Here is a 25,593-nt window from a genome sequence, read left to right as displayed (position 1 = left end):
AGGACAAATATTTATCCCATTATAGACCGGCTAATGGCATTTGCATCCGGTAGCGCCAAGCGTTCGGTTCAACCGCGTTGCAAAGCTTGGCTGTGGACGACGCATGTGAAAAATATCAAGAGCGTTCTACCGCGCCCAGTATCGCCGCCAGCCTGGCGCTGTCCACCGGTTTCACCAGGTGATGATCGAACCCCGCCGCCAGCGTGGCTTCGCGGTCGTGCGCCTGGCCATAGCCGGTCACGGCGATCAATACCGCGCCGGCGGTGCGCGGGTCGGCGCGCAGGCGCCGCGCCAGTTCGTTGCCGTCCATGTCGGGCAGGCCGATGTCGAGCAGGCAGACCTGGGGCGCCTCGCCGCGCGCGCGCGCCAGCGCCTGGCGCGACCCGTGCTCCACCACCACGCGGTGGCCGGCCGCCTCCAGCAGCATGCCCAGCATCTCGGCGGCGTCGACGTTGTCGTCCACCACCATGATGCGCAGGCCGCCGCCGGTCCCGTGCGCGGCGGCGCCGTCCGCCGCCGCCGCGCCCTGGCCGGCCTGCGCCGCCAGGCGCGGCAGGCGCACGGTGAAGGTGCTGCCCTGGCCCGGGCCGCCGCTGGCGCTGGTGACGCTGCCCTGGTGCAGCTCCACCAGGCTCTTCACCAGCGCCAGGCCCAGCCCCAGGCCACCCGACGAACGGTCCGAACTGCGCTCGGCCTGGGCGAACAGATCGAAGGCGCGCGCGCACAGCTCCGCCGTCATGCCGATGCCGTTGTCGGCCACGGCGATCGCCACCTGCGCCGCGTCCGCCTGCACCGTCACCCGGATTTCTCCCTCGTCGTGCGTGTACTTGGCGGCATTGTTGACGATGTTGGCCACCACCTGCACCAGGCGCTTCTCGTCGCCCAGCACCAGCGCCGCGTCCGGCGGCAGTTCCAGCAGCAGGCGGTGACGGCGCGCCGCGATCAGCGGGCCGACCTGCTCCACCGCGTCCGACACGATGCGGCGCACGTCGAGCGGCGCACTGTCCAGCTCCACCAGCCCGCGCGTGACGCGCGACACGTCCAGCAGGTCGTCGATCAAGTGCGTCATGTGCTTGACCTGGCGGCCGATGATCTGGCTGGTCTGGCGCACGCGCGCCTCGTCCAGGCGCATCATCTGCAGCAGTTCGGCCGCCGCGCCGATCGGGGCGAGCGGATTGCGCAGCTCGTGCGCCAGCATGGCCAGGAACTCGTCCTTGCGGCGGTCGGCCTCCTTGAGCTTTTCGCGCTCGGCACGCAGTTCGGCCTGGGCGCGGGCGCCGTCGATGGCGAGCCAGGTGCGGTCGGCCATGTCGCGCGCCGCCGCGGTCTCTTCCGCGGTCCAGCTGTGCGGATTCGCATGGTGCACGCTCAGCACCGCCTGCAGCCGGCCATTCCGGGTCAGCGGCACCGCCAGCACCGAGCGCACGCCCAGGGACAGGTAGAAGTCGCGGCAGGCCGCCGCATGGCCGTCCCCGGCCACGTCGTCGATGGCCAGCACCCGGCCGGCGCGCAAGGCGGCGGCCACCGGCGCGCCGAAATCGTCCAGCACGAAGCGGCGCTGCCGGAGCGGCGCCGCCGCGTCGTCGCTCCAGCCCGGCGCCAGGACCAGCGCGTCGCCGGCGGCGTCGACCTCGGCATAGCTGACCCGCCTGGCGCCCAGGTAGTCGCCCAGCAGCGCACTGGCGGCGGCCGTGACCTGCTGCGGATCGGACAAGGCGCGGATGCGGTCGGCCAGTTCCAGGCGGAACGTCTGGCGCCCCGCCAGCAGGTGCAGCGCCTGTTCCGCCTGCTTGCGGTCGTGGATGTCGACCGAGGCGCCGAACCAGCGCAGGATGCGGCCGTCGTGCGGGTCGCGGTAAGGCTCGGCCCGCACCAGGAACCAGCGGTAGGCGCCGCTCGCGGAGCGGATGCGGTGTTCGATCAGGAAGGTGTCGCCGCTGCGCTGGGCGTGGGCGAAGCGCTCCATGGTGAGGGCGGCGTCGTCGGGATGCACCACCGCGGCCGCCACGTCCGCGGCCGTTTCCATGTCGTACGCCAGGCCGGTATAGTCGCTCCAGTGCTGGTTGAAGAATTCGATGCGCCCGTCGGCATCGGTGATCCAGACGATCTGCGGCACCGCGTCGGCCATCAGGCGGAACCGCTCCTCGCTCTGGCGCAGGGCCTCGGCGCGGTTGCGCTCGGTGACGTCGGCCACCACGCCGGTCATGCGCACCGCGCGGCCGGTCTCGTCGTAATAGGTGCGGCCCAGCGGCGCGATCCAGTGCACGCTGCCGTCCGGCCAGCGCACCCGCACTTCGCACGACACCACGCCGGTACGGGCGGCGCGGGCGAAGGCGTCGCGGAAGGTGGCGCGGTCTTCCGGCAGCACGTGGCGCAGGGCGATCTCCAGCCCCCACTCGGGCTGCAGGCGGTCGTAGCCGAAGATCCGGTCGTGCCGCAGCGAGCGCACCGGCGCGCTGTCGGTCGCGAGGTCCAGGTCCCAGGTGCCGAGGTCGGCCGCTTCCACCGCCAGCCGCAGCCGCTCCTCGCTGTCGGCGCGCACCTTGCCGGCCTCGGCGCGTTCCACCTGCGCGGTGGTTTCGGCGACCGTCACCAGCACGCCTCCAATCCTTCCCTCTTCATCGAGCACCGGCGAAAACCCGAGTGTGAAAAACACGTTTTCCGGATGGCCGTGGCGCTCGAGCACCAGCAACTGGTCTTCGAAGCTGAACGATTCGCCGCGCTCCAGCACACCCTCGTACAGCGGCGCATTGAATTCCCAGACTTCCGGCCAGCAGGCGCGCGTCGCTTGGCCGAGTCCGGCCGGATGCTTGGCGCCCATGACCTGGCGGTAGCCGTCGTTGTAGATCTGGATCAGGTCCGGCCCCCACAGCACGATCATCGGCAGCGGCGAGGCGACCACGATCGACGCGACCGTGCGCAGGCTGGCAGGCCAGGCGTCGAGCGCGCCGAGCGGGGTCTGGTCCCATGCCTTGGAACGGCACAGGGCGGCGAGTTCTCCATCACCCCGGAATATGCGATCGGCAAGGCGTGGCGGCAGCGCCTCCGGGGTAAAACGGTCATGCATCGGATTCATTCCTTACAGCAGCATCCAGCTCCTCTGGAGAAAGAACGTGAAATCAGCCGTGGGTTACGAAAAGGTGAACCGACTATAGTATGAAATTCACAAAAACGGCGCGCGCCACGGCCGCGTCGGCCGGCGCGCGCCTCGACCACCGGCGCGAAGCGCAGGAAGCCGGTGTCGTCGGCCATGTCGTCGTAGACACCCTTCAGGAGGACGAAGAGCGACCATCTTGACCCGGCGCCGCACTATTGTCTCGACGTCAGCACCCGATCGATCAAGCCGTATTCCACGCCCTGCTCGGCCGACATGTAGTTGTCGCGGTCCGAATCCCTTTCCACACGCGCCAGCGCCTGCCCGGTGCGCTCGGCCAGGATGCCGTTGATGCGGTGGCGCTGGTACAGGATCTCGCGCGCCTGGATCTCGATGTCGGCCGCCACGCCCTGCGAGCCGCCGTGCGGCTGGTGGATCATGATGCGCGCATTGGGCAAGGCGTAACGCTTGCCGCGCGCACCCGCCGCCAGCAGGAAGGAGCCCATGCTGGCGGCGAAGCCGGTGCACAGGGTCGAGACGTCCGGCTTGATGAACTGCATCGTGTCATACACCGCCATGCCGGCGTACACCGAGCCGCCCGGCGAATTGATGTACAGGGAAATGTCCTTGTCTGGATTGTCGGACTCCAGCACCAGCAGCTGGGCCACGATCAGGTTGGCCGATTGCTCGGTAACCTCGCCCACCAGGAAGATCACGCGCTCCTGCAGCAGGCGCGAATAGATGTCGAAGGCGCGTTCGCCGCGCCCGGTCTGTTCGACGACGGTGGGGACCAGGCCCAAACCCAGGGGAGATGTCGCAGTCATGGTATTCCTTTCGCGGTAAGGTTGGACGACTGCGCGCTTGACGCCTGCGGCCGGGTGCGGTGTGACGGCGAAAAAATATTGGGTTCGCGTGTCACATCGTTCCTGCGCCGGGCGTCGAGCGTTACCATCACCGCAAAGGAGGTTCACGATGCCGCCCACCCTCGACCCCGACGGCGCCCTGTTCGAACGGCTGCGCCCGCGCCTGACGGCGATCAGCCGCCGCATCGTCGGCAGCGACGCCGAGGCCGAAGACATCGTGCAGGACTGTTTCCTGAAGTGGCGCTGCGCCGACCAGGACGCGCTGGAAACGCCGGCGGCCTGGCTGACCACGGTGGTGCGGCACCAGTCGATCGACCTGCTGCGCAAGCGGGTGCGCGACGCGGCGGCCGCGCACGCCACCCTGGACTGGCTGCCCGCGGACGCGGCGCCGCCGCCCGAACACGGCCTGCTGCGACGCGCCGAGCTGGGTGCGGCGCTGGGCCGCATGCTGGCATGCCTGTCGCCGTCCGAGCGCCTGGCGCTGGTGCTGCGCGAAGTGTTCGAGTGTGAGCACGCCGACATCGCCGCGGCGCTCGGCACCACGGCCGTGAATGCGCGCCAGCACCTGGCGCGGGCACGGCGGCGGCTACGCGAACGAGCGGACGAGGAACGCGACATGGACCGGGCCGGGGCGCCGTCCGGCGACAGGCTGTGCCGCGAGCTGGTGCGGCGCTTCCAGGCGGCGCTCGATGGCCTGGACGTGCCGGCCATGGTGTCGCTGCTGGCCGCGGAGCAGCCGCTGTCGGTGCTGGCGCCGGCGCGGCCGCGCGGCGGCACGCGTGCCTGCGCGAACGATGCGGTGTATCGCGTGGCGGTGGCGGCCTAGCGCTGCCGGCTGCGCCTTCGGCTCAAATCCGCTGGTCGAACACCTGGCGCAGATAAGCGATGAAGGTCTCGTCGGTACTGAACCCCTTGCCCGGCGAATCCGACAGCTTGGCCACCGGCTGGCCGTTGCAGCGCACCAGCTTCATGACGATGTTGATCGGGTCGAACTGGGTGTCGTTGGTCAGCTTGGTGCCGATGCCGAAGCCGGTCATCACGCGGTCGGCGAAGTGGCGGTACAGGCTCAGGGCCTTGGGCACGGTCAGCGCGTCCGAGAACACCAGGCGCTTGGTGCGCGCATCGATGCGCAGCTTGACGTAGTGCGCCAGCGCCTTTTCTCCCCATTCGACCGGGTCGCCGGAATCGTGGCGCAGGCCGTCGAACAGCTTGGCGAAATACAGGTCGAAGTCGCGCAAAAAGGCGTCCATGCCGACCACGTCGGTGAGCGCCGTGCCGAGGTCGCCGCGGTATTCCTGCACCCAGTCTTCCAGCGCCTTTTTCTGGAAGTCGCGCAGGCGCACGTCGAACGACTGGAAGGCCTGCATGTATTCGTGCGCCATGGTGCCGATCGGGACCAGGTTGAATTTCTTGGCGAGGTAGACGTTCGAGGTGCCCTTGAAGAATTGCGGCAGCTCGCGCGCCAGCGTGGCGACCACCTCTTCCTGCCACTCGCCGGAAAAGCGGCGGCGCACGCCGAAGTCGAAGAACTCGAACGGGTTCTGGCGCTTCGGCTCCTGCTCGAAGGCGCGGAACTCGTCGACCTTCTGGGCCAGGCGCTTGCGCGCTTCCTGCAGCGCGGCGGCGCGGTCGAAGCGGCGGAAATACAGCTCGTTGACGATGTACAGCACGAAGATCTCGAAGCCCATCACGTGCACGATCGGGCCGGCGGCGCGGATGCGCAGGTGCGGGCCGTCGGTGTCGACCTGGATGAACTTGCGCTGGAAGCGGAACAGGGTCAGGAAGTCGGCGAAGTCGCTCTTGATGAAGCGCAGCGAGCGCAAGTAGTCGATCTCGTCGGCGCCGAACATCAGCGTGCACAAGTGGTCCAGTTCGCGTTCCACCTCTTCCTTTAATTCGGCCAGCGGATACGCAGGCGTGTTGCGGCACTTGAACTCGTATTCGCCGGTGGCGTTCGGGTGCATGTGCAGCAGCGCCTGCCACATGGTGAACTTGTAGAGATCGGTTTCGAGCAGGCTGCGGACGACGGGGACGGCAGGTGTCATGGCGGGGCTTTCTGGGTTCTTGTTGTGGTGGGCGGCTCAGGCGGCTGCTTCGGCGGGGCGCGTCCCGGCGCCGCCCGCCTTCTTCCTGGCGCGCCGCTTCGGCGCCAGCATGGTGCCGGTGCAGCCAGGCGTGCCGCAGCGGCAGGCGAACAGGCGCTTCAGGGCCGGCGTGTGGCGCTCTTCGTAGACCAGCGCGTAGTTGTAGTTCAGCTCTTCGCCCGCGGCGATGTCGCGCAGCGCGTGGATGTAGACGCGGCCGTCGTCCTCGTAGGCTTCGCAGTTCGGCTCGCAGGCGTGGTTGATCCAGCGCGCGTCGTTGCCGCGCCGGCCGCCGTCGATCACGCGGCCGTCGGCCAGGCTGAAATAGAAAGTGTGGTTGACCGGGCCGCCGCGCGCGGCGGCGCGCGCGGTGGCGTCGTCCCACGAGATGCGCTGGCCGCGGTATTCGATGATGCGGTCCCCCGCGCCGATGGCGCGCAACGCGAACACGCCCTTGCCGTGCACCGGCGATTGGCGCACTTCGGCCAGCGGCGACGTGGGCGCCGGCTGCTGCGATTCGGGTTGGGCGGACGATGCCGGGCTTGCGTGTGGACTCATTACGGGGTGCGGTCGCGTGGATGGGGGTGGTGGAGAAAGGCGGCGCTGCTTGTCATTCGGCCATTATTGATCGGTTTGCAGCAAAGGTGCCGCACGGCTCCATCCTAGCGCCTTTGCCGGCCCCTCGCCAGGTGCTCGGCGCATTGGCCGCTGGGGCGCTCCGGCTGGTGCGCCGTGCCGTTGCGCGGGAAGCCGGCGCACATGCCGGCGCCGAGCACCGTTTCGCCGCCATCGTGGACCAGCGTCAGCTCGCCGCTCAGCACATAGATCCACTCGTCCTGCAGCGAATGGCGGTGTAACAGCGCCGACACCGCGCCCGGTGCATCGGCTTGCTGCGGCATGGCGCCCTCCCCTCCAGTCGATATCGTGCTCACTCGGCGAACTCCTCTTCGCGGAACTCGACGCCGGTACGCTGCCCGGCCGCTTCGGCACGGCGCAGTTCGACGCGGCGGATCTTGCCGGAGATGGTCTTGGGCAGCTCGGTGAATTCCAGCCGGCGGATGCGCTGGTAGGGCGACAGGCGCGTGCGCGCAAAGGCGAAGATGGCGCCGGCCAGTTCGCGCGTCGGCGCCACGCCGGCGCGCAGCGCGACGTACGCCTTGGGCACCGCCAGGCGCAGCGGATCGGGGCTGGGCACGATGGCCGCTTCCAGCACGTCGGGGTGCTCGATCAGCACGCTCTCGAGTTCGAACGGGCTGATGCGGTAGTCGGACGACTTAAACACGTCGTCGTTGCGGCCGACGTAGAAATAATAGCCCTCCTCATCCACGGTGGCGCTGTCGCCGGTGTGGTAGTGGCCGGCGCGCATCACCTCGCCGGTCTTGGCGGCGTCGCCCTCGTAGCCCAGCATCAGCCCCAGCGGCGCCGGGTCGAGCGCGAGCGCGATCTCGCCCTCGGCGGCGGGGCGGTCGTCGAGGTCGAGCAGCGCCACCCGGTAGCCGGGCAGCGGCCGCCCCATCGAGCCGGGTTTCACCGGCTGGCCCGGCGAATTGCCGACCTGGCAGGTGGTTTCGGACTGGCCGAAACCGTCGCGGATGCGGATGCCCCAGGCGCGCTCCACCTGGTCGATGACTTCCGGGTTGAGCGGCTCGCCGGCGCCCACCAGTTCGCGCAGCGGCGGCTGCCAGGCCGCCAGGTCTTCCTTGATCAGCATGCGCCACACGGTCGGCGGCGCGCACAGCGAGGTGACGCCGCAGCGCACGATGGTGTCCAGGCAGGCGCGCGCCGAAAAGCGCTCGTAGTTATGGACGAACACCGTGGCGCCGGCGTTCCAGGGCGCGAAGACGCAGCTCCAGGCATGCTTGGCCCAGCCCGGCGAGCTGATGTTCCAGTGCACGTCGCCGGCGCGCAGGCCGATCCAGTACATGGTCGACAGGTGGCCGACCGGATAGCTCTGGTGGCTGTGCAGCACCAGCTTGGGCTTGGCCGTGGTGCCGGAAGTGAAGTACAGCAGCAGCGGATCGCTGGCCAAGGTAATGCCGTCCGGCTGGAAGTCCGCGGCGGTGCGCAGGCTGTCGGCATAGTCGCGCCAGCCGGCGGGCGGCGGCGCGTCCTGCGCGCCGACGGCGATGCGGGTGTATTCGCCAGCCAGGGCCGCGAACTTGGGCGCTTCCGACGCCTGCGCCACCACGTGGCGGATGCGCCCGCGCGCCATGCGGTCTTCGAGGTCGGCGCCGGACACCAGCATCGTGGTCGGCACCAGCACCGCGCCGAGCTTGATCCCGGCCAGCATGGTTTCCCACAGCTCGACGCGGTTGGGCAGCATCAGCAGCACGCGGTCGCCGCGCCGCACGCCGCAGTCGCGCAGCCAGGCGGCGACGCGGCCGGACCGCGCCGCCATGTCGGCGTAACTGATCCTGCGATCGCTGCCGTCTTCCTCGACCACCCACAGCGCGGCGGTATCGTTGCCGCGCGCGTGCACGTCGAAGTAATCCAGCGCCCAGTTGAATTCGGCCAGTTCGGGCGCGCGGTAGTCGCGGTAGGCGGTGTCGTAGTCGCTGCGGTGCTGCTGCAGGAAGTCGCGCGCGCGGATGAAGCGCTCGGTCGGTGTCATCGTCGTCTCCTGTGCGTTGTCGGTGCGGCTGCTGCCGACGAGTATATGCCTGGACGGCGCCGCCGAGTTGCACGGATGATCACGCCGCTGCGCATCCGCCACGGCGGCCGCCCGGCCGCGGCGCGTCACTCCCCGGACGCAGCGGCGCCGGCGTCCCCGTCCAGCAGCGCGAAGGCCTGGGCGTCGATCGACAGGAAGGCGTCGGCGAACACGGCCACGCTGCGGTAGAAAACGGCGCCCCCGGCCGCGGCGATATCGCTCAGGCAGGCCGCGTACCAGGGCCGCAGCCAGGTCTCGAAGAAGCGCTTCTGCGCCGCGGGGGACGGCTGCGCGGCGCCGGCCAGCAGCGCCATCGCCCGGCACAGCATGCCCAGGTGGTCCTCAAGGGCGCCCGCATGCGGCGCGCGCGCCAACCCGAGTCCGGCGAGGTCGGCGCGCAGGCGCGCCGGCGCCGCATCGTCCGCGCCGGGGTCCGGGTAGAAACGGGCCGACGGCGCCAGCCGCGGCGGGCCGGTATCGGCGTCGGAATCGGCGTCGGAATCGGCGTCGGAATCGGCGTCGGAATCCGCGAACAGCAGCGCGAATTCGACGGCGACGGCGGCGGCGTCGGCGGCGGCGGCATCCCGCGTCAGCTGCAGCCAGGCCTGCTCCAGGGCGAACTCGCCGGCGGCGACGATCGGGCCGGCCGCACCGAGCGCGGCCAGCAAGGCCGCGCTCGGCGCCGACAGCAGCAGGCGCGCGAGCAAGGCGTAGAAATCGGCGCGCGGGTCGGCATCGGCGTCGACTTGGCTGGTCCGCTGCGGCATGCGCGCCTTCCTCCAGCGCCCGGCCTAGCGCATGCCGGCCGCGTGCATGGCCACGCGCAGCAGCAGCGCCACCGCGCCCAGCGCCAGCACGCCGCCCAGCCACAGCGCCACCAGCCAGGCGATGCGCCGCGGCCAGGATGGGGAAACGGGAACGTCATCCATCAGTGATAACCCTCGCTGTCGGCCACCTTGCCGCGGAAGACGTAGTAGCTCCACATGGTGTACGCCAGGATCAGCGGCAGCACGATCAACGTGCCGACCAGCGCGAAACGCTGGGTGGCCGGCGGCGCGGCGGCGTCCCAGATCGTGATTGCCTGCGGCACGATGTAGGGCCAGATGCTGATCGCCATGCCGGTGTAGCCCAGCAGCACCAGCGCCAGCGCGGCGACGAAGGGCTTGCGGTGCGGATCGCGCTTGAGCGACCACAGCAGCCAGACAAAGGCGCCGCCCACCAGCAGCGGCACCGGCGCCAGGAACAGGATGTTCGGCCAGCCGAACCAGCGCGCGGCCACCTGCGACTGGGCCAGCGGCGTCCACACGCTGACCGCCGCGATCGCCGCCAGCAGCAGCAGGGCAAACGGGCGCGCCAGCTTGACCATGCGCGCCTGCAGGTCGCCCTCGGTCTTCATCACCAACCAGGTGGCGCCCAGCAGCGTGTAGGCGATCACCACGCCGGCGCCGGCTGCCAGCGGAAACGGCGCCAGCCAGTCGAGCGGGCCACCGGCGTAGGCCTGCCCGTGCACCGGTATCCCGGACAGGAAGGTCCCGAGCGACACGCCCTGGAAGAACGCCGCCACGGTCGAGCCGGCGGTGAAGGCGATGTCCCACACCGGCCGCTCGCGGTCGTCGGCCTTGAAGCGGAATTCGAAGGCCACGCCGCGGAAGATCAGGCCGATGAGCATGAAGATCAGCGGCAGGTACAGCCCCGACAGGATCACCGAGTACGCCACCGGAAACGCGGCCAGCAACCCTTCCCCGCCCAGCACCAGCCAGGTCTCGTTGCCATCCCAGATCGGGGCCACGGTGTTCATCATGATGTCGCGCTCGCGCCGGCCCTTGACGAACGGGTACAGCATGCCGATGCCGAGGTCGAAGCCGTCCAGCACCACGTACATGAACACGGCGAAGAAGATGATGGCGGCCCAGACGGTGGTGATGTCGATGTCCATGCTCACTCCTTGCCGCCCTTGCCGCTGCCATCGCCGCTGTCATCGCCGACGTCGTCGTCGGCGCCGCCCTTGCCGGCCGCGCCGCGCTCGGCCACCGACAACGGCCGGGCCGGCGTCTTCTTGCGACCCGGTCCGCCCTGGGCGGCGCGCTTCAGGTCGAACGCCTGCGGGCCCTTGCGCACCAGCCGCAGCACGTAGGCGATGCCGACCCCGAACACGAACACGTAGGCGACGACGAACAGGCCGAGCGTCAGCGCCAGCGGCGCCGCGCCGTGTTTCGACACCGCGTCCGCCGTGCGCAGCACGCCGTACACCACCCACGGCTGGCGCCCGACCTCGGTGGTGATCCAGCCGGCCAGCACCGCCAGCAAGCCCGCCGGCCCCATCCACATGGCCATGCGCAGGAACGGACGCGACGAATACAGCCTCCCCTTCCAGCGCGACCAGGCGCCCCACAGCCCGAGCGCGATCATCAGCAGCCCGAGGCCGACCATGGCGCGGAAGCTCCAGAACACGATCAGCGAATTCGGCCGGTCCTGTCTCGGAAACGCCTTGAGCCCCTTGATCTGCCCGCCCCAGGTGTGCGTGAGGATCCAGCTGCCCACGCGCGGGATGCCGACCGCATACTTCGTTTCCTCGTCCCGCATCGACGGGATGCCGAACAGCAGCAGCGGCAGCGGCGCATCGCCCTCGTTCTGCCAGTGCCCTTCCATGGCGGCGATCTTGGCCGGCTGGTGCTGCAACGTGTTCAGGCCGTGCATGTCGCCCACCAGCGCCTGGACCGGCGCCACCGCCAGCACCATCCACATCGCCATCGAAAACATGGTGCGCACCGCCGGCGCGTCGCGCCCGCGCAGCAGGTGCCATGCCGCGGAGGCGCCGACGAACAGCGCGGTGGAAAGAAAGGCGGCGATCGCCATGTGCGCCAGGCGGTACGGGAACGACGGGTTGAAGACGATGGCCAGCCAGTCCACCGGCACCATGCGCCCGGCCTCGATGGCGTAGCCCTGCGGCGTCTGCATCCAGCTGTTGGCGCCGAGGATCCAGGTGGTCGAGATCAGCGTGCCGAGCGCCACCATGCAGGTGGCCAGGAAGTGCAGGCCGGGGCCGACCTTGGTCCAGCCGAACAGCATCACGCCGAGGAAACCGGCTTCCAGGAAGAACGCGGTCAATACCTCGTAGGCCAGCAGCGGCCCGGTGATGCTGCCGGCGTATTCGGAAAAAAAACTCCAGTTGGTGCCGAACTGGTAGGCCATGACGATGCCCGACACCACGCCCATGCCGAAGTTGACCGCGAAGATGCGCAGCCAGAAGTGGTACAGGTCGACGAACACCTGGCGCCTGGTCTTGAGCCAGCACAGTTCGAGCACGGCCAGGTAGCTGGCCAGGCCGATGGTGATGGCCGGGAACAGGATGTGGAACGACATCGTGAATGCGAACTGGATGCGCGCCAGGTCCAAAGCTTCCAAGCCGAACATGCTCTCTCCGTGGTGGTGGAGTGCGGAATCTAGCATGGATCGCGCGGCGGACGAGCCACGCACGCTTGCATGGCCGGCATGCCGGCACTCTCCCCGACACCCGGCCCATCCCGATTCCGGGTAAGCTTGCAAACCTGACAAAAGGCCGCACGGCCTTTGCCCATCTATTTCCTGGAGTCGTCATGCTTGGTCTCGACTTGCGCACCGCCCGTGTGGTGTGGACCGCGTCGTTCATGTTGTTGCTGATGTATGCCGCGTACGTCGCGCGCGGTACCCTGCTGGTGGTCGTGTTCGCGGTCTTTTTCAGCTACCTGATGTATCCGCTGATCGGCCTGCTGGAACGCACGCTGCCGAAAAAAGTGCCGCAGACCGTGTCGATCGCCCTGGGGTTCGCCATCGTCATCAGCGTGATCGCCATCGCCAGCGCCCTGCTCGGTCCGCGCATCGTCGACCAAGCCACCCACCTCGGCCAGAAGATTCCCGAACTGGTGAAAGACCCGAATGCACTCAACAAGGTCCCGTTGCCGCGCTTCCTGGAATCGTTTCGCCCCCGGATCATCGGCTTTTTGCAGGAACAGTTCCAGGAAGGCTCGGGCACGGTGGTGCCGATCGCCAAGCGCGTCGGCACCACCGTGCTGTACGCGGCCAGCAACCTGATCTATCTGGTGCTGGTGCCGATCCTGAGCTTCCTGCTGATCAAGGAAGGACCGGGCATGCGCACGACGGTCCTGGGCTGGATGACGCCGCGGTATGCGGCGCTGTGGGGCAAGATCACCAACGACCTCAGCTTCACGCTGTCGAAATACGTGCGCGCGCTGCTGCTGCTGTCGCTGTCGACCCTGGTGGCCTACGGCACTGCCTTTTCCCTGATGGGCGTGTCGTATGCACTGGTGCTCGCCGCCGTGGCGGCGGTGCTGGAATTCATCCCCTTCGTGGGACCGCTCGTCGCGCTGGTCGGCAGCGTCGCCATCGCGGCGGTGACCGGCTTCGACAGTCTGCTGTTGCTGTCCGGCTTCATCGTCGGCTACCGCGTGTTCCAGGATTACGTGCTGAATCCCTACCTGATGAGCGAGGGCGTCGAGGTCTCGCCGCTGCTGGTCATCGTCGGTTTGCTGGTCGGGGATGAGATCGGCGGCGTCGCCGGGATTTTCCTGTCGGTGCCCTTGATGGCGGCGGTCAAGATCATCGTCGGACATGCGTGGGCGGCGCACCGCGCGTCGGCCAGGGGGCTTGGACCGGGAAGCACATCGGTGGACGTCGGGGAGCAGCACGCGATGCCGGCTGAGACGCGGGTTGTCGAACGAAAGGGTTAGATGACTGCGTCAGGCAGCATGATCGGGAGGATTACAGAAATGTGCGTCAGGACGGCTGGAGTTGCCCCGAAGCAGACCGTGGCCATTTCAATCTTGGCGATACTTACCCGATAAATCATGAGCGCCATTTGCTGATGTCAGTTTGAATAACTGCGAAGGTCTCAGGATGAAGAAGGAAGGAATATAGTTTCCCGCAACCTGACATCGGCTCGGACTTGTCCGGTGACGTCCAATAGGCCACTACTAGAACCGTTGGCACTCCATCCAGAGCCTGGTGCAGGAAACTTCTGTCTTGATCGGAAAAGCGCGCGCGATCAACGAAGCTCTTCGGTTGTGTGAAAACGTCACTCGCGCAGTTTGCCCAGCCGATTACTTCAGCATGCAAGGGATGGTCTACCGTAGCAAGTGCGGTTTTCGCAACTGATTCACTTACGTTGCTTGTAACGTGCATCTAGCTTATCTCCATGCTCTTGCAATAATTGCCGCAGGGGCGTTTCCGCTCCAATTGGTGAAGGTCTGTTTAGGGTCATAGCAGACATCGAAATAAATTCAGTATAAAAACTGTTACCATCTGAGCAACAAGAAAAATTCGTCAAGCGCGTTCTATCGAATGCAACTCGATGACGTGGCAAAAAGCGGGAGAAATACCACAGCAGCTGGTATTTGTGGCAAGCATCCACCAGGCTGTACATGGCTGTTCGCTCATCACCGGTTCTGGAAAGCTATAATTCCCGGTGTTTACGCTCCTCGAGCTCCCCCAACGTCCACCGAGCGCCCGCCATGACCCACGCCGCCTCCCCTGCCGAACGCTCGCCCGTCCAGACGGACACGCCGTTGAATGTCGGTGCGCTGAAGGTCAGTTGCGCCAACTGCAGCATGCACCAGCTGTGCCTGCCCATGGGCCTGGAAGACGCCGACATCGACCGCCTCGACAAGATCATCGGCCGCCGTCGCCGGCTGGCGCGCGACGAACATCTGTACAAGGCAGGCGACCCGTTCCGCAGCCTGTACGCGGTGCGTTTCGGCCACTTCAAGACCTACCAGATCAACGCCGCCGGCGAGGCGCAGATCACCGGCTTCCAGATGGCCGGCGAGCTGCTGGGCATGGACGCCATCAGCGGCGACCGCCACCATTGCGACGCGGTGGCGCTGGAAGACAGCGAAGTCTGCGAGATCCCGTTCGCCAACCTGGAAGAGATGTTCGGCCAGGTGCCGGCCCTGCTGCGCCACTTCCACCGCATGATGAGCCAGGAAATCACGCGCGAGCAGAACGTGATGCTCTTGCTCGGGAACATGCGCGCCGAGCAGCGCTTCGCCGTGTTCCTGGTGAACCTGGGGGCGCGCTACGCCACGCGCGGCTATTCGGCGACCCGCTTTCAATTGCGGATGTCGCGCGAGGACATCGGCAATTACCTCGGGCTGACCATCGAGAGCATCAGCCGGCTGCTGTCGCGCTTCAGGAAGATGGGACTGCTACAGGTGGACAAGCGCGAAGTCACCTTGCTGGAACCGGCGCGCCTGAAGGCGATGGCGGCCGGCACCGAGCAATGCAGTCCGATGGCCTAGGGTTTAGGGCCTAGCGCGCGTACTGGCACGACTTCACCACGTTCGGCGCCGGATCGCCGAAGGTCGCATTGTTGCAGGCGATGGAACCGGTCGCGGTCTTCGTGACGTACGCGTTGTTGGCGCCGTAGCGCACCTGCGTCGTGCCGGAGAAGCGGCAGACGCCGTTTTCGCTGGCGCAGGTGGTCCAGGTCACAGTCGGCGTGGTGGTCACGGCCGCGACCGCTTCATAGGCGCCGATATCGATGCTGCCCGACACCGTGCGCGTTTCGCTGGAAGCGGCGTGCACGTACTGCGCCGTCGGCGCCAGGGCGAAGCCGCTGGCCGACAAGCCGGGGGCGGAGCCGGCGTCGACGATCAGCGCGCTGGCGATCGGGTGCAGGTCGTAGGCGATGCGGTTGACGAACCCGGGGGCGATGGAGCGGTAGTTGGTCCGGTCCAGCGAACCGGATTGGCTGCTCATCGTGCCGATGCCTGCAAAGATGTTGTTTTGCAGCAGCACCGGCTTGGTCACGCCGGAACCGGGCATGACGAAGGTACCGCCGGACGTGTCGTCGTTCAGGAAGGTGTTGTTGACCACATACAGGTCCTGGCCCGGATTCGTGACGCCCTCCTCGCCGTAGGCGAGCATGGTTTGATTGGCGCTGCCGGCCGGTTGCTCGATCACGTTGCCGATGACGTACGACGTGCCCGCATTCGGCAAGTCGATTTCATAGGATGGCTTGCCGCTGGCCGTGGTGCCGGTCTGACCGTCGGGCGTACTGGAAAAGCGGTTGTAGACGATGGTATTCAGGATCGCGCGCGATTTCAGGTCATGGCCGCCATTCGCATCGTGCGAATAATTGGCGCGGAATGTCAGGCTTGCCACATTGCCGATATAGACATTATGCGTATAACCGGTGCCATTACCGTTATGGCCGAAGTCCGTGGTCTCGATGAGAATATTGCTGGCGGTATTCGCACCGGCCAGGATGCCGTTTTCATTATCGTGAATGAAGCTGCCGCGCAGGGTGAAATTGGTGCCTTCCAGGCGCAGCGCGGCGCCATTCTGGTCCGGCACCTTGGCGCCGAACATCTCGACGTTTTCGATAACCACATTGTTTCCGATGACGACCCAGGTGCCCTTGCCCTGGGCGTTGGCACCCGCGGCGTCGATGCGTGCGCGGCCGTTGACGCCGCGAATCGTCAGGTTGTTCTTGCCGATGGCGCAGACATCGCCGGAATACGTCATGCCGCCGGCGATTTCGATGGTATCGCCCGCCGCGGCGCGGGCAATGGCGGCGCATGGTGCGGCATAGGTCTTGCCGGGTCCGACAGACAGGGTGCTCGCAAAGGATGGCAAGGCGAAGGAAGATGCCAGAATGGCACTCAGGACACGCAGATTCGAGATGGGCATTGTGTGATTGAATAGACTATTAAATAGAGTAAATAACAGTTTCACTGGAAAATGTATTTATCAATCTAAAGTAATTTAATCTAAACAGATGTAACCACATGTAAGCATTCAAAATGACCCAATGATCAATTATGCATGTTTATTTATTATCGGGAATTCTTATTGTCATTTTCAGATAACAGGCTTTATACGAATCATTAAATCTTTTTCCATCAGCACACATCTGATGACGATTCCGCTATGGTGCTCGTGCCATTGCTCGCGCAAGGCCGTAAATCCGGCGCGGCGATAGAAAGGCGTCCCGTTCAACGACGCCGACAGGAACAGACGCGCCAGGCCGGCCTCGCGCGCCATCGCTTCCAGCGCGTCCAGCAGGGCGCGGCCGATGCCGCCGCCCTGGCAGTCGGGGTCGACGAACAAGGCATCGACTTCGCCGGTCTCCAGGTCGAGCGCGCCGAAGCCGGCCAGGCGCTCGCCGCGCCGCATCAGCAGCACGCTGCCGGCAAGCGTCAATTGCGCCAGGCTCGGCGGCGGCGACGCCGCGCTCCAGGCGGCGATCACGGCGGACGGATAGTGCGTGGCGCAACTGATGCGGACCGCGCGCGTGCGCAGGTCCCACAAGGCATCGAGATCGGCGCCGGTCGCGGTGCGCTGGCTGAGCATGACAATCTCCCGCAACGGTTTGCATGACATGCAGCGCCGCCGCGTCGGCGGCAGCCGGCACCCTGCCAGCTTACGACCTCTTCTGCACCGCGATCCAGCGGTCGACGACTTCCCCCAGCACATCCAGCGGCACCGAACCGTTGCGCAGCACCACGTCGTGGAAGGCCGGCAGCGAGAACCTGTCGCCCAGTTCGCGCTGTGCTTTCGCGCGCAGGTCGACGATGCGCAGCATGCCGATCATGTAGGCGTTGGCCTGCCCCGGCCAGGCCACGTAGCGCTCGACCTCCTGCGCGCCGATGCCATAGTCGATCGCTTGCTGGCGGGTCCAGCCCTTGGTGTGCAGGCCGGTGTCGACCACCAGGCGGCGCGCGCGGAACAGTTCGGAGCCGAGCGCGCCCAGCAAACCGGGCACGTCGCCCGCGTACCAGTTCTGTTCCACCGCCAGACGCTCGGCATACAGCGCCCAGCCTTCGCTGTGGGCGCTGCCGCCGCCGAAGATGCGCTGGGCGCGGAACTTCGGCAGGCTGGTCTGTTCCTGCTGGATCGCCAGCTGGAAGTGGTGACCCGGCACCGCCTCGTGGTAGGACAGGCTGCGCATGCGGATCATGTCGAAGGTCGGGCCGCGCATCGGCACCCAGAAGATGCCGGGACGGCTGCCGTCCGGCGCCGGCAGCGAGTAATGGGCGGCGGCCGAGGCTTCGGTCAGCGGCGGCTCGCGCCGTACCTCGATCGGCGCGCGCGGCTTCAGGTTGAAGACGGCGTCGCTGCGGCGCTCGGCGTCCTTGACCATCGCCGCGTACTGCTGCAGCAGCACCGGGCGCGGGTCGCCTTCTCCTTTCGGCTGGAAACTCGCGTCCAGCTGTTTCATGCGCTCCTCGACGCTGCCGCCGGCGTAGCCGAGCGCGCGCAGGTGGCGGTCCATCTCGCCTTCGATGCGCGCCACCTCGCGCAGGCCGATGGCATGGATCTCGGCGGCCGTGAGGGTGGTCGACGTGTAGGTCCTGAGCGCCTGCTGGTAGGCCGCGGCGCCGTCCGGAAGGCGCGAGATGCCGGCCGCGTCGGAGGTCGCCGGATGCAGTTCGGCCATGAAGGCTTGCACGCGGCGGTAGGCCGGGATGATCCTGGCATCGACGATGCGGGTGGCGTCGGCGACGGCGCGCTCGCGCGCCTGCGGCGCCAGGTCGGCCAGTTTTTCGCTGCGCTGGGCCAGCGAAGTGACCAGCACGTTGTTGGCGGCGTCGGGCTTGAGGAAGATGTCGACCTGGGCCTGGGCGCGCTCCAGGATGAAGCGCGGCGGAATCAAGCCGCGCTTTGTAGCGGCGCGGGCGCGCGCCAGCGCTTCGTCGATGCGGGCGCCGACCTGGTCGAGGCGCGCCAGGTAGCTGTCGACGTCGCCCGCACGGCGCAGCGGGTGGGTGTTGGTCATGAAATTGACCAGGCCGACCTGCACGCCGCCGAACTGGTTGAAGGCGAACGCGTGGTCTTCGAACGGCGCGGCGGCGACGGCATTCGCCAGCGACCAGCGCATCACCGCGGCCGAGGTGCGCTGTTCCTCGCTCAGCGGGCCGGCCAGGAAGCGGTCCAGGCGCGCCACGCCGGTCCTGGCCAGCGCAATCGTTTTCTTGCGCTGGGCGTCGGTAAGCGGCGTCAATTGGCGGTCGAGCGCGTCCTGCTCGGCGCCGGAAAAATACTGGGTGCTGGTGGCCAGTTGCGGGTTGTGGCGCACCCAGTCCTCGGCGAAGCGGTCGGACCAGGCGTCGAAGGCGCGGTTGGGCTTGGCGGCGGCTTGCGCCGCTTGCGCGGATGGCGCGGCCTGTGCGGACGGCGCGGCCTGGACGGGGGCAACGGCGGCGCAGGCCGGACCGGCCGCCAGCGCGGCGCCCAGCGTGAGGGGAACGGCCAGGGCGGCGAAGGCTGCGCGCGGCAGGCGGAATGGCATGGTCGGCATCTCTCTTCCCTATGTTATTGTCATTGCCAACCGGATAAGTTTGGCAATTGGAAATTTAACATGGAAAAGCGCGGCCGCCTACGGCCAGCGCGGCCGGCGGCCGGGCGCCGCCGTCAATGCACGACCAGCACCGCGCGCACGCTCGGGTCCAGCGCGGCGCGCTCGACGTAGCCGATCATGCCCGGGGTGTCGGCGACCAGCTTGCGCATGGCGGCATTGCCGTCCACCTCGGCCGGCGGCTGGCCGCGGCCGGTGAAGATCAGCTTGGTCCAGTAGGCCTTCATCAGCGCCGGCGAACGGCGCGCCACCTTGCCGTAGAACTCGTCGCGCAGCGGCGAGCCCAGGTTCTGGTCGACCGCCACCGCTTCGCTGCCGTCCGGGAAGCGGTTGGTCTGCGACAGGAAGATGTCGGCGACCTGGTCGGCGCGCAGCGTGGTCACCGGGGTGCGCGCCGAGACGATCACCACCAGGTCGGCCGCGCGCGCGGCGCCGGCGCACAAGCCCAGCGCGAGACCGAGGCCCAGGCAGAGGGTGCGTATCGAGACGTTCATCGCGTTCAAAATACGAAATCCACGCCGAGGCTGACCACGCCGAACGGCCGGCCGGAGCGGAAGCCCGGCTGGACGTTGACCAGGGTGCCGATCGAACCGCCGCGCGGCGTCACGCGGTCGACCTGCGCCTTGAACGCCAGGTTCGGCGCGAAGTCCCAGCGCACGCCGATGCTGGCGCTGTCCTGCACGCCGATCTGGGACAGCTGGAAATTCAGCTGGTCGTTGATGACGCCCGCCACCGCCGCGGCCTCGGGCGGCAGGCCTTCCAGCGGCAGGCCGGCCGTCTGGGTGGGCATGTTGGCGGCCAGGTGCGCGTAGGTGACGTAGGGCGCCACGCTGCCGAAGCGGTAGCCGGCCGACAGGTAGGACGCGGTCTGGTCGCCCAGCAGCGAGCCGGTGTTGATGCGCCCGCTCTCGCCGATCAGGAACCAGTCGCCCGGGTCGTAGTTGAAGCCGGCGCTGAACACGCGCACGTGGCGCTTGGCGATGTCGTAGCGGTCGGCCAGCGCCTCGCCCGCCGGGCCGAAGGCGCGCACGCCGTCGAACAGTTCCTCGGCGCCGGGCACCTCGAGCAGCGATTGCGCCGCGGTGACGCGCAGCGTGAGCGCGCCGGCGACCGCGTTGTGGGTGATGCCGACGATATTGCGCGCCTTGCCCTTGACGTCCTTGTTCAGCTGGGCGCTGGCGCGCCCGAGCGAGAGCGTGGTCTCGTGCTTGACCGCGCCGGTGTGCCAGCGATAGGCGACGTCGACGCCGTCGCTGTTCGAGATCGGCATCAGGCTGTACAACTCGACCGGCGCGCGCAGCCAGGGCAAGGCGTAGCCGGCCTTGCGGTAATCCGCCGCCAGGAACAGCGGCAGCGCGATGCGTCCAGCGCGCAGCGACAATTCCGGCGTCGCCTGGAACTTGACGTTGGCCCAGGTCAGATAGGTCTTGTACGCATTCTCGACGCTCTTTTCCTGCGTTACCTGCACCACCGCCGACCAGCGCTTGTCGAACTGCACCCCGAGCTGGGCACCGGCGCGGCTGTCCACGTCGTAAGCCCAGTCCCTGGAGTAGCCGGCGCGGCCGGGCGAGTTCGGATTGACGGTGTAGTCGGCCTGGTCTTCGGTCGAATGGGCCGCGCCCAGGGTGCCGAAGCCGCCGAAAGTCCACTTGGCCTGTGCGCGTGCGTCGCCGTGCGTCCAGGCCAGCAGGCAAGCCAGCGTAGCGGTGGACACGGCGCTGCGCGCGCGGAAGAAGTGGAACGTCGGTGACATCGGTAAAACCCGGACTGATGATGCTATTCGGCAATAACTAGAGGAGGCTTGACACTGTATTACAGCCGCCGGAGACTGTCGATTGGTTTCCAATAGGAATCATCAATTTCCTCAAAAATACCTGAAAATACAACATGCGGCGCCGGATGCGTCACGCCGCGCCGCACTGCCAGGGTTTTGGGTAACATATCTCCATGACCACATCCCGCGCCCTGCTTCGCCGCCTGCCGCTATCGCTGTCGCTGTCGTCGCTGCTGACGCTGCTGCCGATGTTCGGCGGACCGGCGCATGCCGCCCAGCCGGTCGCCGGCGTGGTCACCGACCATCCGCGCGCCGAAGAGGTGCTGCAGCGCTGGCGTGCGCAGGCCGGCCAGCCGGGTAACGAGGCTGCGCGCGAGCAGACCCGTGCCGCCGCCGCCGTCATGCTGGAAGGCATCCGGCTGTACGACAACGGCGACTTCCAGCAGGCCATCGCCCGCCTGGCCCGGCCGGAACTGCAGGCCGCGCCCGAGGCCATCCGCATCGAGGCGCTGAAATACACCGGCTTCAGCTATTGCGTGCTGCAGCGTTTGGCGGAATGCCGCCAGGCCTTCGACCGGGTGCTCGACATCGATCCCGACTACGAACTCGGCAAGGGAGAAAACGGCCACCCGATGTGGGGACCGGTGTTCGGCCAGGCCAAGGCGGCGCGCGACCAGGCCCGCACGCGCGCCTCGGCGGCCCAGCAGCGCGAGCGCCTGCGCAACGTGGAAACCTGGCGCACCTGGTAGCGGCCCTCGCGGGCGCTTGCCTGCCGGTCGGCCCCCATCACCAGGGGCTGGGCGCCACGGTGGCGACGGCAAACTGGCGCAGGATCTTGTCGTTATGGTCTAGACTGTTGTCCAGGTTGCACTCCCCGAAAAACAAGAAAGATCACATCGGGAGCCTAGGTTTCCGAACAAAGAAAACCCATGGCCTGAATCGACAATTTCAGATCGGGAACAGGAGCGCTGCGGAGCGTCTCCCGGGTGTCGCTGAAAGCGGACGGGTGTATGAAAAACCGATTTACCCAGGCCCATTTGATGTATCGCTGAACGCCCCCTCAACCACTAAAAAGGAATTTCCCATGCCCCCTATCTCCGCAGAACTTCAAGACGACATCGCCAAGCGCCTGCACCAGCAGCACGACGATCTGCTTGCCACCATCCACGGTCGCACCGACGGCGACCCGGACGAACCCCCGGCGATCGCGCCGATGGCGCACATGGGCCAGAACGACGACGCACCCGCCGCGGAGATGCTGAGCCATAACGAGGAACACATGGCCGAGCACGACAGCGACCAGCTGGCGGCGGTCGACGCCGCGCTGTCGCGCCTGGAATCGGGCGACTACGGCACCTGCGTCTCGTGCGGTTGCGAGATCCCGGAAGCGCGCCTGGTGGCGACGCCGACCGTGCAGACCTGCATTCCCTGCCAGGAGCGCATCGAGCGCGAACAGGGAACCGGGCGCGGGCCGTCGATGTAAGGCTCACACGGTGCGCGAATGGCGCCGCTCGCCGCGCGCCAGGTAGCGGTCGAACACCATGCACACGTTGCGGATCAGGAGGCGCCCCTTCATGCTCACGCTGATCCACTCGGGCGACAGGCTGACCAGGCCGTCGCGCTCCAGGCCGGCCAGTTCTTCCAGCTCGCGCGCGAAGTAATCCGCGAACACGATCGGAAAGGCCTGTTCGATGGCGGGAATCGACAGCTCGAACTGACACATCAGGCGCTGGATCAGGCTGCGCCGCAGCACGTCGTCCATCGACAGGCGCGCGCCGCGCGCCACCGGCAGTTCGTTGCGGTCGAGCGCATCGTAGTAGGCGTCCAGCGTCTTGGCGTTCTGGCTGTAGGTGGCGCCCACCGCGCTGATGGCCGACACGCCGCACGCCACCAGGTCGCTGTCGGCATGGGTCGAGTAGCCCTGGAAGTTGCGGTGCAGGCGGCCCTGGCGCTGGGCCACGGCCAGGTCGTCGCCGGGCTTGGCGAAGTGGTCCATGCCGATATACACGTAGCCGGCTTCGGTGAGGCGCTCGATGCACAGCTGCAGCATCAGCAGCTTGGTGTCGCTGTCCGGCATGTCGCCGTCCAGGATGCGGCGCTGCGGCTTGAACAAATGCGGCATGTGGGCGTAGTGGTACACCGCGATACGGTCGGGGTCGGCCGCGATCACCTTGTCCAGCGTGGCGCGCATGGTGCCGGGGGTCTGCCTGGGCAGGCCGTAGATCAGGTCGATGCTGACCGAGCGGAACCCGGCGGCGCGCGCGGCGCCGATGATGGCGCGCGTCTCTTGTTCCGGCTGGATGCGGTTGACCGCCTGCTGCACGCCGGCGTCGAAATCCTGCACGCCCAGGCTGATGCGGTTGAAGCCCTGGGCGCGCAGCGCGTGTACGCGCGCGGGCGAGACGGTGCGCGGGTCGACCTCGATCGAATACTCGCCGACCGCGTCCGGCGCAAAGCGGAAGCAGTGGCGCAGGTGGTCCATCAGTTCGCCCATCTGCGCGTCCGACAGGTAAGTCGGGGTGCCGCCGCCGAAGTGCAGCTGCTCGACCTCGTTGATGCCGGCGAACAGGTGGCCCTGCATGGCGATCTCGCGCTTCAGGTAGGCCAGGTAGGTGGCGGCCTTGTCGCGCTTTCTGGTGACGATCTTGTTGCAGGCGCAGTAGTAGCAGACCGTGTCGCAGAACGGGATGTGCAGGTACAGCGACAGCGGCTTGGCGCCGCCGCGGGTGCGCAGATCCGCCACCGCGCGCAGGAATTCGGGGTAGCCGAAGGCGTCGCCGAAGCGGTCGGCGGTCGGATAGGACGTATAGCGCGGGCCGGAGGTGCCCAGGCGCGCCAGCAGCGCGGCGTCGAATTCGACGGTGGCCGGAAACTCTTTTAACAGCATGATCGATAAACTCCTTGCGTCGGTCACGCTACACATGCGGCGTGGCAATTCATGCGAAGAGTTTATGGACCCGACCCGGCAATTTCCTTGACCTGCATCAAAAACGGCCGGGCGCTCACATTCATGCGCGATTCATGCAGCCGCCTTGTGCGCCAGCTTGAACACCGATAATGCCTGCGACAGGTGCGCCGCCTGCTCGGCCACGCTCACCGAAGCCGCCGCCGCTTCTTCCACCAAGGCCGCATTCTCGCGCGTGATGCCGTCCAGCTCGCCCATCGCCGCGTTCACCTGGGCGATGCCATGGCTCTGCTCGCGCGAGGCGCCGGTGATGCCGTGCATGATGGCGGCGGCGTCCTGCACCGACGCCACGACTTCGCGCATGGTCTGGCCGGCCGCGCCGACCAGTTCGTTGCCCTGGCCGACCTTCTGTACCGAGTCCTCGATCAGCGCCTTGATCTCGCGCGCCGCGCCGGCCGAGCGCTGCGCCAGCGAACGCACCTCGCCGGCGACGACCGCGAAGCCGCGCCCCTGCTCGCCGGCGCGCGCCGCTTCCACCGCGGCGTTCAGCGCCAGGATGTTGGTCTGGAAGGCGATGCCGTCGATCAGCCCGATGATGTCGACGATGCGCGTGGCCGAATGGCTGATCTGGCCCATGGTCGAGCCGACCGCGCGCACCGCCTCGCCGCCGCGCCCGGCCACGCTGGAAGCGTCGCCGACCAGGCCGTCGGCGCGCACCGCGCTGTCGGTGTTGTGGCCGGCCGCGGCGGCGATCTGCGCCAGGCTGGCGGCGGTCTGTTCCAGGCTGGCGGCCTGCGCCTCGGTGCGGCGTGCCAGGTCGCGGTTGCCGTCCGCGATGCCGCGCGTGGCATCCTCGATCGAGGCCACGTTGGCGCGCACGTCGCCGACGATCGCGGTGAGGTTGATGTTCATCTGGCGCAGCGCCAGCAGCAGGCGGCCGATCTCGTCGTCGCGCCCGGCCTGCGGCAGCTGCGACAAATCGCCGCCGGCCAGCGCCTGCACGGCCGCGCCGGCGCTGGCCAGCGGCGCCACGACAGAGCGCTGCAGCTCGGCCCAGGCCAGCAGGCTCAAGCCGGCGCCGCCCGCCGCCAGGATGCGCCACACGGCGCCGTCGGCTGCCGCGGTCAGCGCCAGCATCAGCGCCGCCTGCGCGCCCAGCATCATGCCCAGGCGCCGTCCCAGCGGCAAGTCGCGCAGCGCCGCCAGGCGTGCCCGCGCGCCGGTGCGCACCAGCGCGCCGCGGCGGATCGCCAACCCCTGCGCGCGCTCCTCGCGCAACAGTGTATACGCCGCCTCGGCGGCGGCCACCTGGGCGCGCTCGGGCCGCGTGCGCACCGACATGTAGCCGACCGTGCGCCCGCCCTCGCGCACCGGCACCACGTTCGCCACCACCCAGTAGAAATCGCCGTTCTTGCGGCGGTTCTTGACCAGCCCGGTCCAGGGCATGCCCGCCTGCAGGGTCGCCCACAGGTCGGCGAAAGCGGCCGGCGGCATGTCCGGGTGGCGCACCACGTTGTGCGCCTTGCCGATCAGTTCATCGATGCCGAAGCCGCTGACTTCGACGAAGGCCGGGTTGACGTAGGTGATGCGGCCCTTGACGTCGGTCTTGGACACGATCGACTGGCCCTCCTGCAGCAGGTATTCGATGTCGGTGACGGGCAAATTGGTGCGCACGAAAACTCCTTCGCTTCTTTAGAATAATGAGTTGCTTTGCATCGTTTTGTAGACGCAGGGCAACTATTTTCTTTGACTTGCACCAAAAAGGCGATGAAAACTTGGTTAAGTGAGGAAAAAAACAGACGCACTCATGAAATCCATCAAAATCATGTACGCTGCGCCCATATAACGGACCGGATATTTACCGAAAGC

The 25,593-nt window shown here is 67.5% G+C and carries 24 protein-coding genes; 6 read left to right on the top strand and 18 right to left on the bottom strand.

Annotation, left to right across the window (positions count from 1 at the left end; translation table 11 throughout):
• Nucleotides 1–115: 115 nt before the first annotated feature.
• The gene (locus HH212_RS17725) at nucleotides 116–3,067 is read right to left on the bottom strand and encodes a hybrid sensor histidine kinase/response regulator (RefSeq protein WP_170203679.1); all 2,952 of its coding nucleotides are present in this window, start codon (nucleotides 3,065–3,067) and stop codon (nucleotides 116–118) included.
• Nucleotides 3,068–3,156: 89 nt separating this feature from the next.
• Between HH212_RS17725 and HH212_RS17720 the strand changes: the two genes are divergently transcribed.
• Nucleotides 3,157–3,297, top strand: coding sequence for a hypothetical protein (locus HH212_RS17720; RefSeq protein WP_170203678.1), 141 nt, complete (start codon nucleotides 3,157–3,159; stop codon nucleotides 3,295–3,297).
• Nucleotides 3,298–3,309: 12 nt separating this feature from the next.
• Here the strand turns inward: HH212_RS17720 and clpP are convergent, their stop codons facing one another.
• The gene (gene clpP / locus HH212_RS17715; RefSeq protein ID WP_170203677.1) at nucleotides 3,310–3,918 is read right to left on the bottom strand and encodes an ATP-dependent Clp endopeptidase proteolytic subunit ClpP; all 609 of its coding nucleotides are present in this window, start codon (nucleotides 3,916–3,918) and stop codon (nucleotides 3,310–3,312) included.
• 148 nt (nucleotides 3,919–4,066) lie between these two features.
• Between clpP and HH212_RS17710 the strand changes: the two genes are divergently transcribed.
• Nucleotides 4,067–4,783: a sigma-70 family RNA polymerase sigma factor gene (locus tag HH212_RS17710; protein ID WP_170203676.1), complete on the top strand. Its 717-nt coding sequence runs from the start codon at nucleotides 4,067–4,069 to the stop codon at nucleotides 4,781–4,783.
• Nucleotides 4,784–4,805: 22 nt separating this feature from the next.
• Here HH212_RS17710 and pncB read toward each other — a convergent pair whose 3' ends face one another.
• From pncB to HH212_RS17670, 8 genes are all read right to left on the bottom strand, one after another.
• Nucleotides 4,806–6,002: a nicotinate phosphoribosyltransferase gene (pncB, locus tag HH212_RS17705; RefSeq protein WP_170203675.1), complete on the bottom strand. Its 1,197-nt coding sequence runs from the start codon at nucleotides 6,000–6,002 to the stop codon at nucleotides 4,806–4,808.
• Between the two features lie 36 nt (nucleotides 6,003–6,038).
• A complete protein-coding gene (locus HH212_RS17700) occupies nucleotides 6,039–6,599 on the bottom strand; it encodes an SET domain-containing protein (RefSeq protein WP_170203674.1) in 561 nt (186 codons plus the stop codon).
• 104 nt (nucleotides 6,600–6,703) lie between these two features.
• Entirely contained in the window at nucleotides 6,704–6,940 is a 237-nt protein-coding gene (locus HH212_RS17695) for a cupin domain-containing protein (protein ID WP_170203673.1), read from the bottom strand.
• A 29-nt stretch (nucleotides 6,941–6,969) separates the two neighbouring features.
• On the bottom strand, nucleotides 6,970–8,652 hold the full coding sequence (locus HH212_RS17690) for an AMP-binding protein (protein ID WP_170203672.1): 1,683 nt from the start codon (nucleotides 8,650–8,652) through the stop codon (nucleotides 6,970–6,972).
• Between the two features lie 125 nt (nucleotides 8,653–8,777).
• Nucleotides 8,778–9,458 (bottom strand): TorD/DmsD family molecular chaperone, encoded by a 681-nt coding sequence (locus HH212_RS17685; protein WP_170203671.1) that lies wholly within the window; start codon nucleotides 9,456–9,458, stop codon nucleotides 8,778–8,780.
• Nucleotides 9,459–9,482: 24 nt separating this feature from the next.
• Nucleotides 9,483–9,620, bottom strand: a complete 138-nt coding sequence (locus tag HH212_RS17680; protein WP_170203670.1) for a DUF2474 family protein — start codon at nucleotides 9,618–9,620, stop codon at nucleotides 9,483–9,485.
• Nucleotides 9,620–10,627, bottom strand: a complete 1,008-nt coding sequence (cydB, locus tag HH212_RS17675; RefSeq protein ID WP_170203669.1) for a cytochrome d ubiquinol oxidase subunit II — start codon at nucleotides 10,625–10,627, stop codon at nucleotides 9,620–9,622. The genes HH212_RS17680 and cydB overlap by 1 nt, the downstream gene beginning before the upstream one ends.
• 2 nt (nucleotides 10,628–10,629) lie before the next feature.
• Entirely contained in the window at nucleotides 10,630–12,105 is a 1,476-nt protein-coding gene (locus HH212_RS17670; RefSeq protein WP_170203668.1) for a cytochrome ubiquinol oxidase subunit I, read from the bottom strand.
• Nucleotides 12,106–12,287: 182 nt separating this feature from the next.
• Between HH212_RS17670 and HH212_RS17665 the strand changes: the two genes are divergently transcribed.
• Nucleotides 12,288–13,418, top strand: coding sequence for an AI-2E family transporter (locus tag HH212_RS17665; RefSeq protein ID WP_170203667.1), 1,131 nt, complete (start codon nucleotides 12,288–12,290; stop codon nucleotides 13,416–13,418).
• A gap of 425 nt (nucleotides 13,419–13,843) precedes the next feature.
• Here HH212_RS17665 and HH212_RS17660 read toward each other — a convergent pair whose 3' ends face one another.
• Nucleotides 13,844–14,110 (bottom strand): hypothetical protein, encoded by a 267-nt coding sequence (locus HH212_RS17660; protein WP_170203666.1) that lies wholly within the window; start codon nucleotides 14,108–14,110, stop codon nucleotides 13,844–13,846.
• An 88-nt stretch (nucleotides 14,111–14,198) separates the two neighbouring features.
• Between HH212_RS17660 and fnr the strand changes: the two genes are divergently transcribed.
• On the top strand, nucleotides 14,199–14,984 hold the full coding sequence (fnr, locus tag HH212_RS17655; protein ID WP_170203665.1) for a fumarate/nitrate reduction transcriptional regulator Fnr: 786 nt from the start codon (nucleotides 14,199–14,201) through the stop codon (nucleotides 14,982–14,984).
• Nucleotides 14,985–14,994: 10 nt separating this feature from the next.
• Here fnr and HH212_RS17650 read toward each other — a convergent pair whose 3' ends face one another.
• From HH212_RS17650 to HH212_RS17630, 5 genes are all read right to left on the bottom strand, one after another.
• Nucleotides 14,995–16,377, bottom strand: a complete 1,383-nt coding sequence (locus tag HH212_RS17650; RefSeq protein ID WP_170203664.1) for a right-handed parallel beta-helix repeat-containing protein — start codon at nucleotides 16,375–16,377, stop codon at nucleotides 14,995–14,997.
• A 171-nt stretch (nucleotides 16,378–16,548) separates the two neighbouring features.
• Nucleotides 16,549–17,040, bottom strand: coding sequence for a GNAT family N-acetyltransferase (locus HH212_RS17645; protein WP_170203663.1), 492 nt, complete (start codon nucleotides 17,038–17,040; stop codon nucleotides 16,549–16,551).
• A 70-nt stretch (nucleotides 17,041–17,110) separates the two neighbouring features.
• On the bottom strand, nucleotides 17,111–18,988 hold the full coding sequence (locus tag HH212_RS17640) for a DUF885 domain-containing protein (RefSeq protein WP_170203662.1): 1,878 nt from the start codon (nucleotides 18,986–18,988) through the stop codon (nucleotides 17,111–17,113).
• Nucleotides 18,989–19,101: 113 nt separating this feature from the next.
• Complete coding sequence (locus HH212_RS17635) at nucleotides 19,102–19,539, bottom strand: type 2 periplasmic-binding domain-containing protein (protein ID WP_170203661.1); 438 nt, start codon at nucleotides 19,537–19,539, stop codon at nucleotides 19,102–19,104.
• 5 nt (nucleotides 19,540–19,544) lie between these two features.
• Nucleotides 19,545–20,798, bottom strand: coding sequence for a hypothetical protein (locus HH212_RS17630; protein ID WP_170203660.1), 1,254 nt, complete (start codon nucleotides 20,796–20,798; stop codon nucleotides 19,545–19,547).
• 194 nt (nucleotides 20,799–20,992) lie between these two features.
• Here HH212_RS17630 and HH212_RS17625 point away from each other — a divergent pair, with 194 nt between their 5' ends.
• Nucleotides 20,993–21,568, top strand: a complete 576-nt coding sequence (locus HH212_RS17625) for a TssQ family T6SS-associated lipoprotein (protein WP_170203659.1) — start codon at nucleotides 20,993–20,995, stop codon at nucleotides 21,566–21,568.
• A gap of 335 nt (nucleotides 21,569–21,903) precedes the next feature.
• Nucleotides 21,904–22,302 carry a TraR/DksA family transcriptional regulator gene (locus tag HH212_RS17620; protein WP_170203658.1) on the top strand — a complete coding sequence of 133 codons (399 nt, stop codon included), beginning with the start codon at nucleotides 21,904–21,906 and terminating at the stop codon, nucleotides 22,300–22,302.
• A gap of 3 nt (nucleotides 22,303–22,305) precedes the next feature.
• On the opposite strand, the gene hemN is transcribed toward HH212_RS17620, so the two are convergent.
• Complete coding sequence (hemN, locus tag HH212_RS17615; RefSeq protein ID WP_170203657.1) at nucleotides 22,306–23,706, bottom strand: oxygen-independent coproporphyrinogen III oxidase; 1,401 nt, start codon at nucleotides 23,704–23,706, stop codon at nucleotides 22,306–22,308.
• A gap of 132 nt (nucleotides 23,707–23,838) precedes the next feature.
• Nucleotides 23,839–25,398 (bottom strand): methyl-accepting chemotaxis protein, encoded by a 1,560-nt coding sequence (locus HH212_RS17610; RefSeq protein WP_170203656.1) that lies wholly within the window; start codon nucleotides 25,396–25,398, stop codon nucleotides 23,839–23,841.
• Nucleotides 25,399–25,593: the final 195 nt, after the last annotated feature.

Source organism: Massilia forsythiae, assembly GCF_012849555.1.
Taxonomy (GTDB): Bacteria; Pseudomonadota; Gammaproteobacteria; order Burkholderiales; family Burkholderiaceae_D; genus Telluria; species Telluria forsythiae.
Note: the sequence above shows the minus strand (reverse complement) of the source record. Positions and strands in the feature narration are given on the sequence as shown.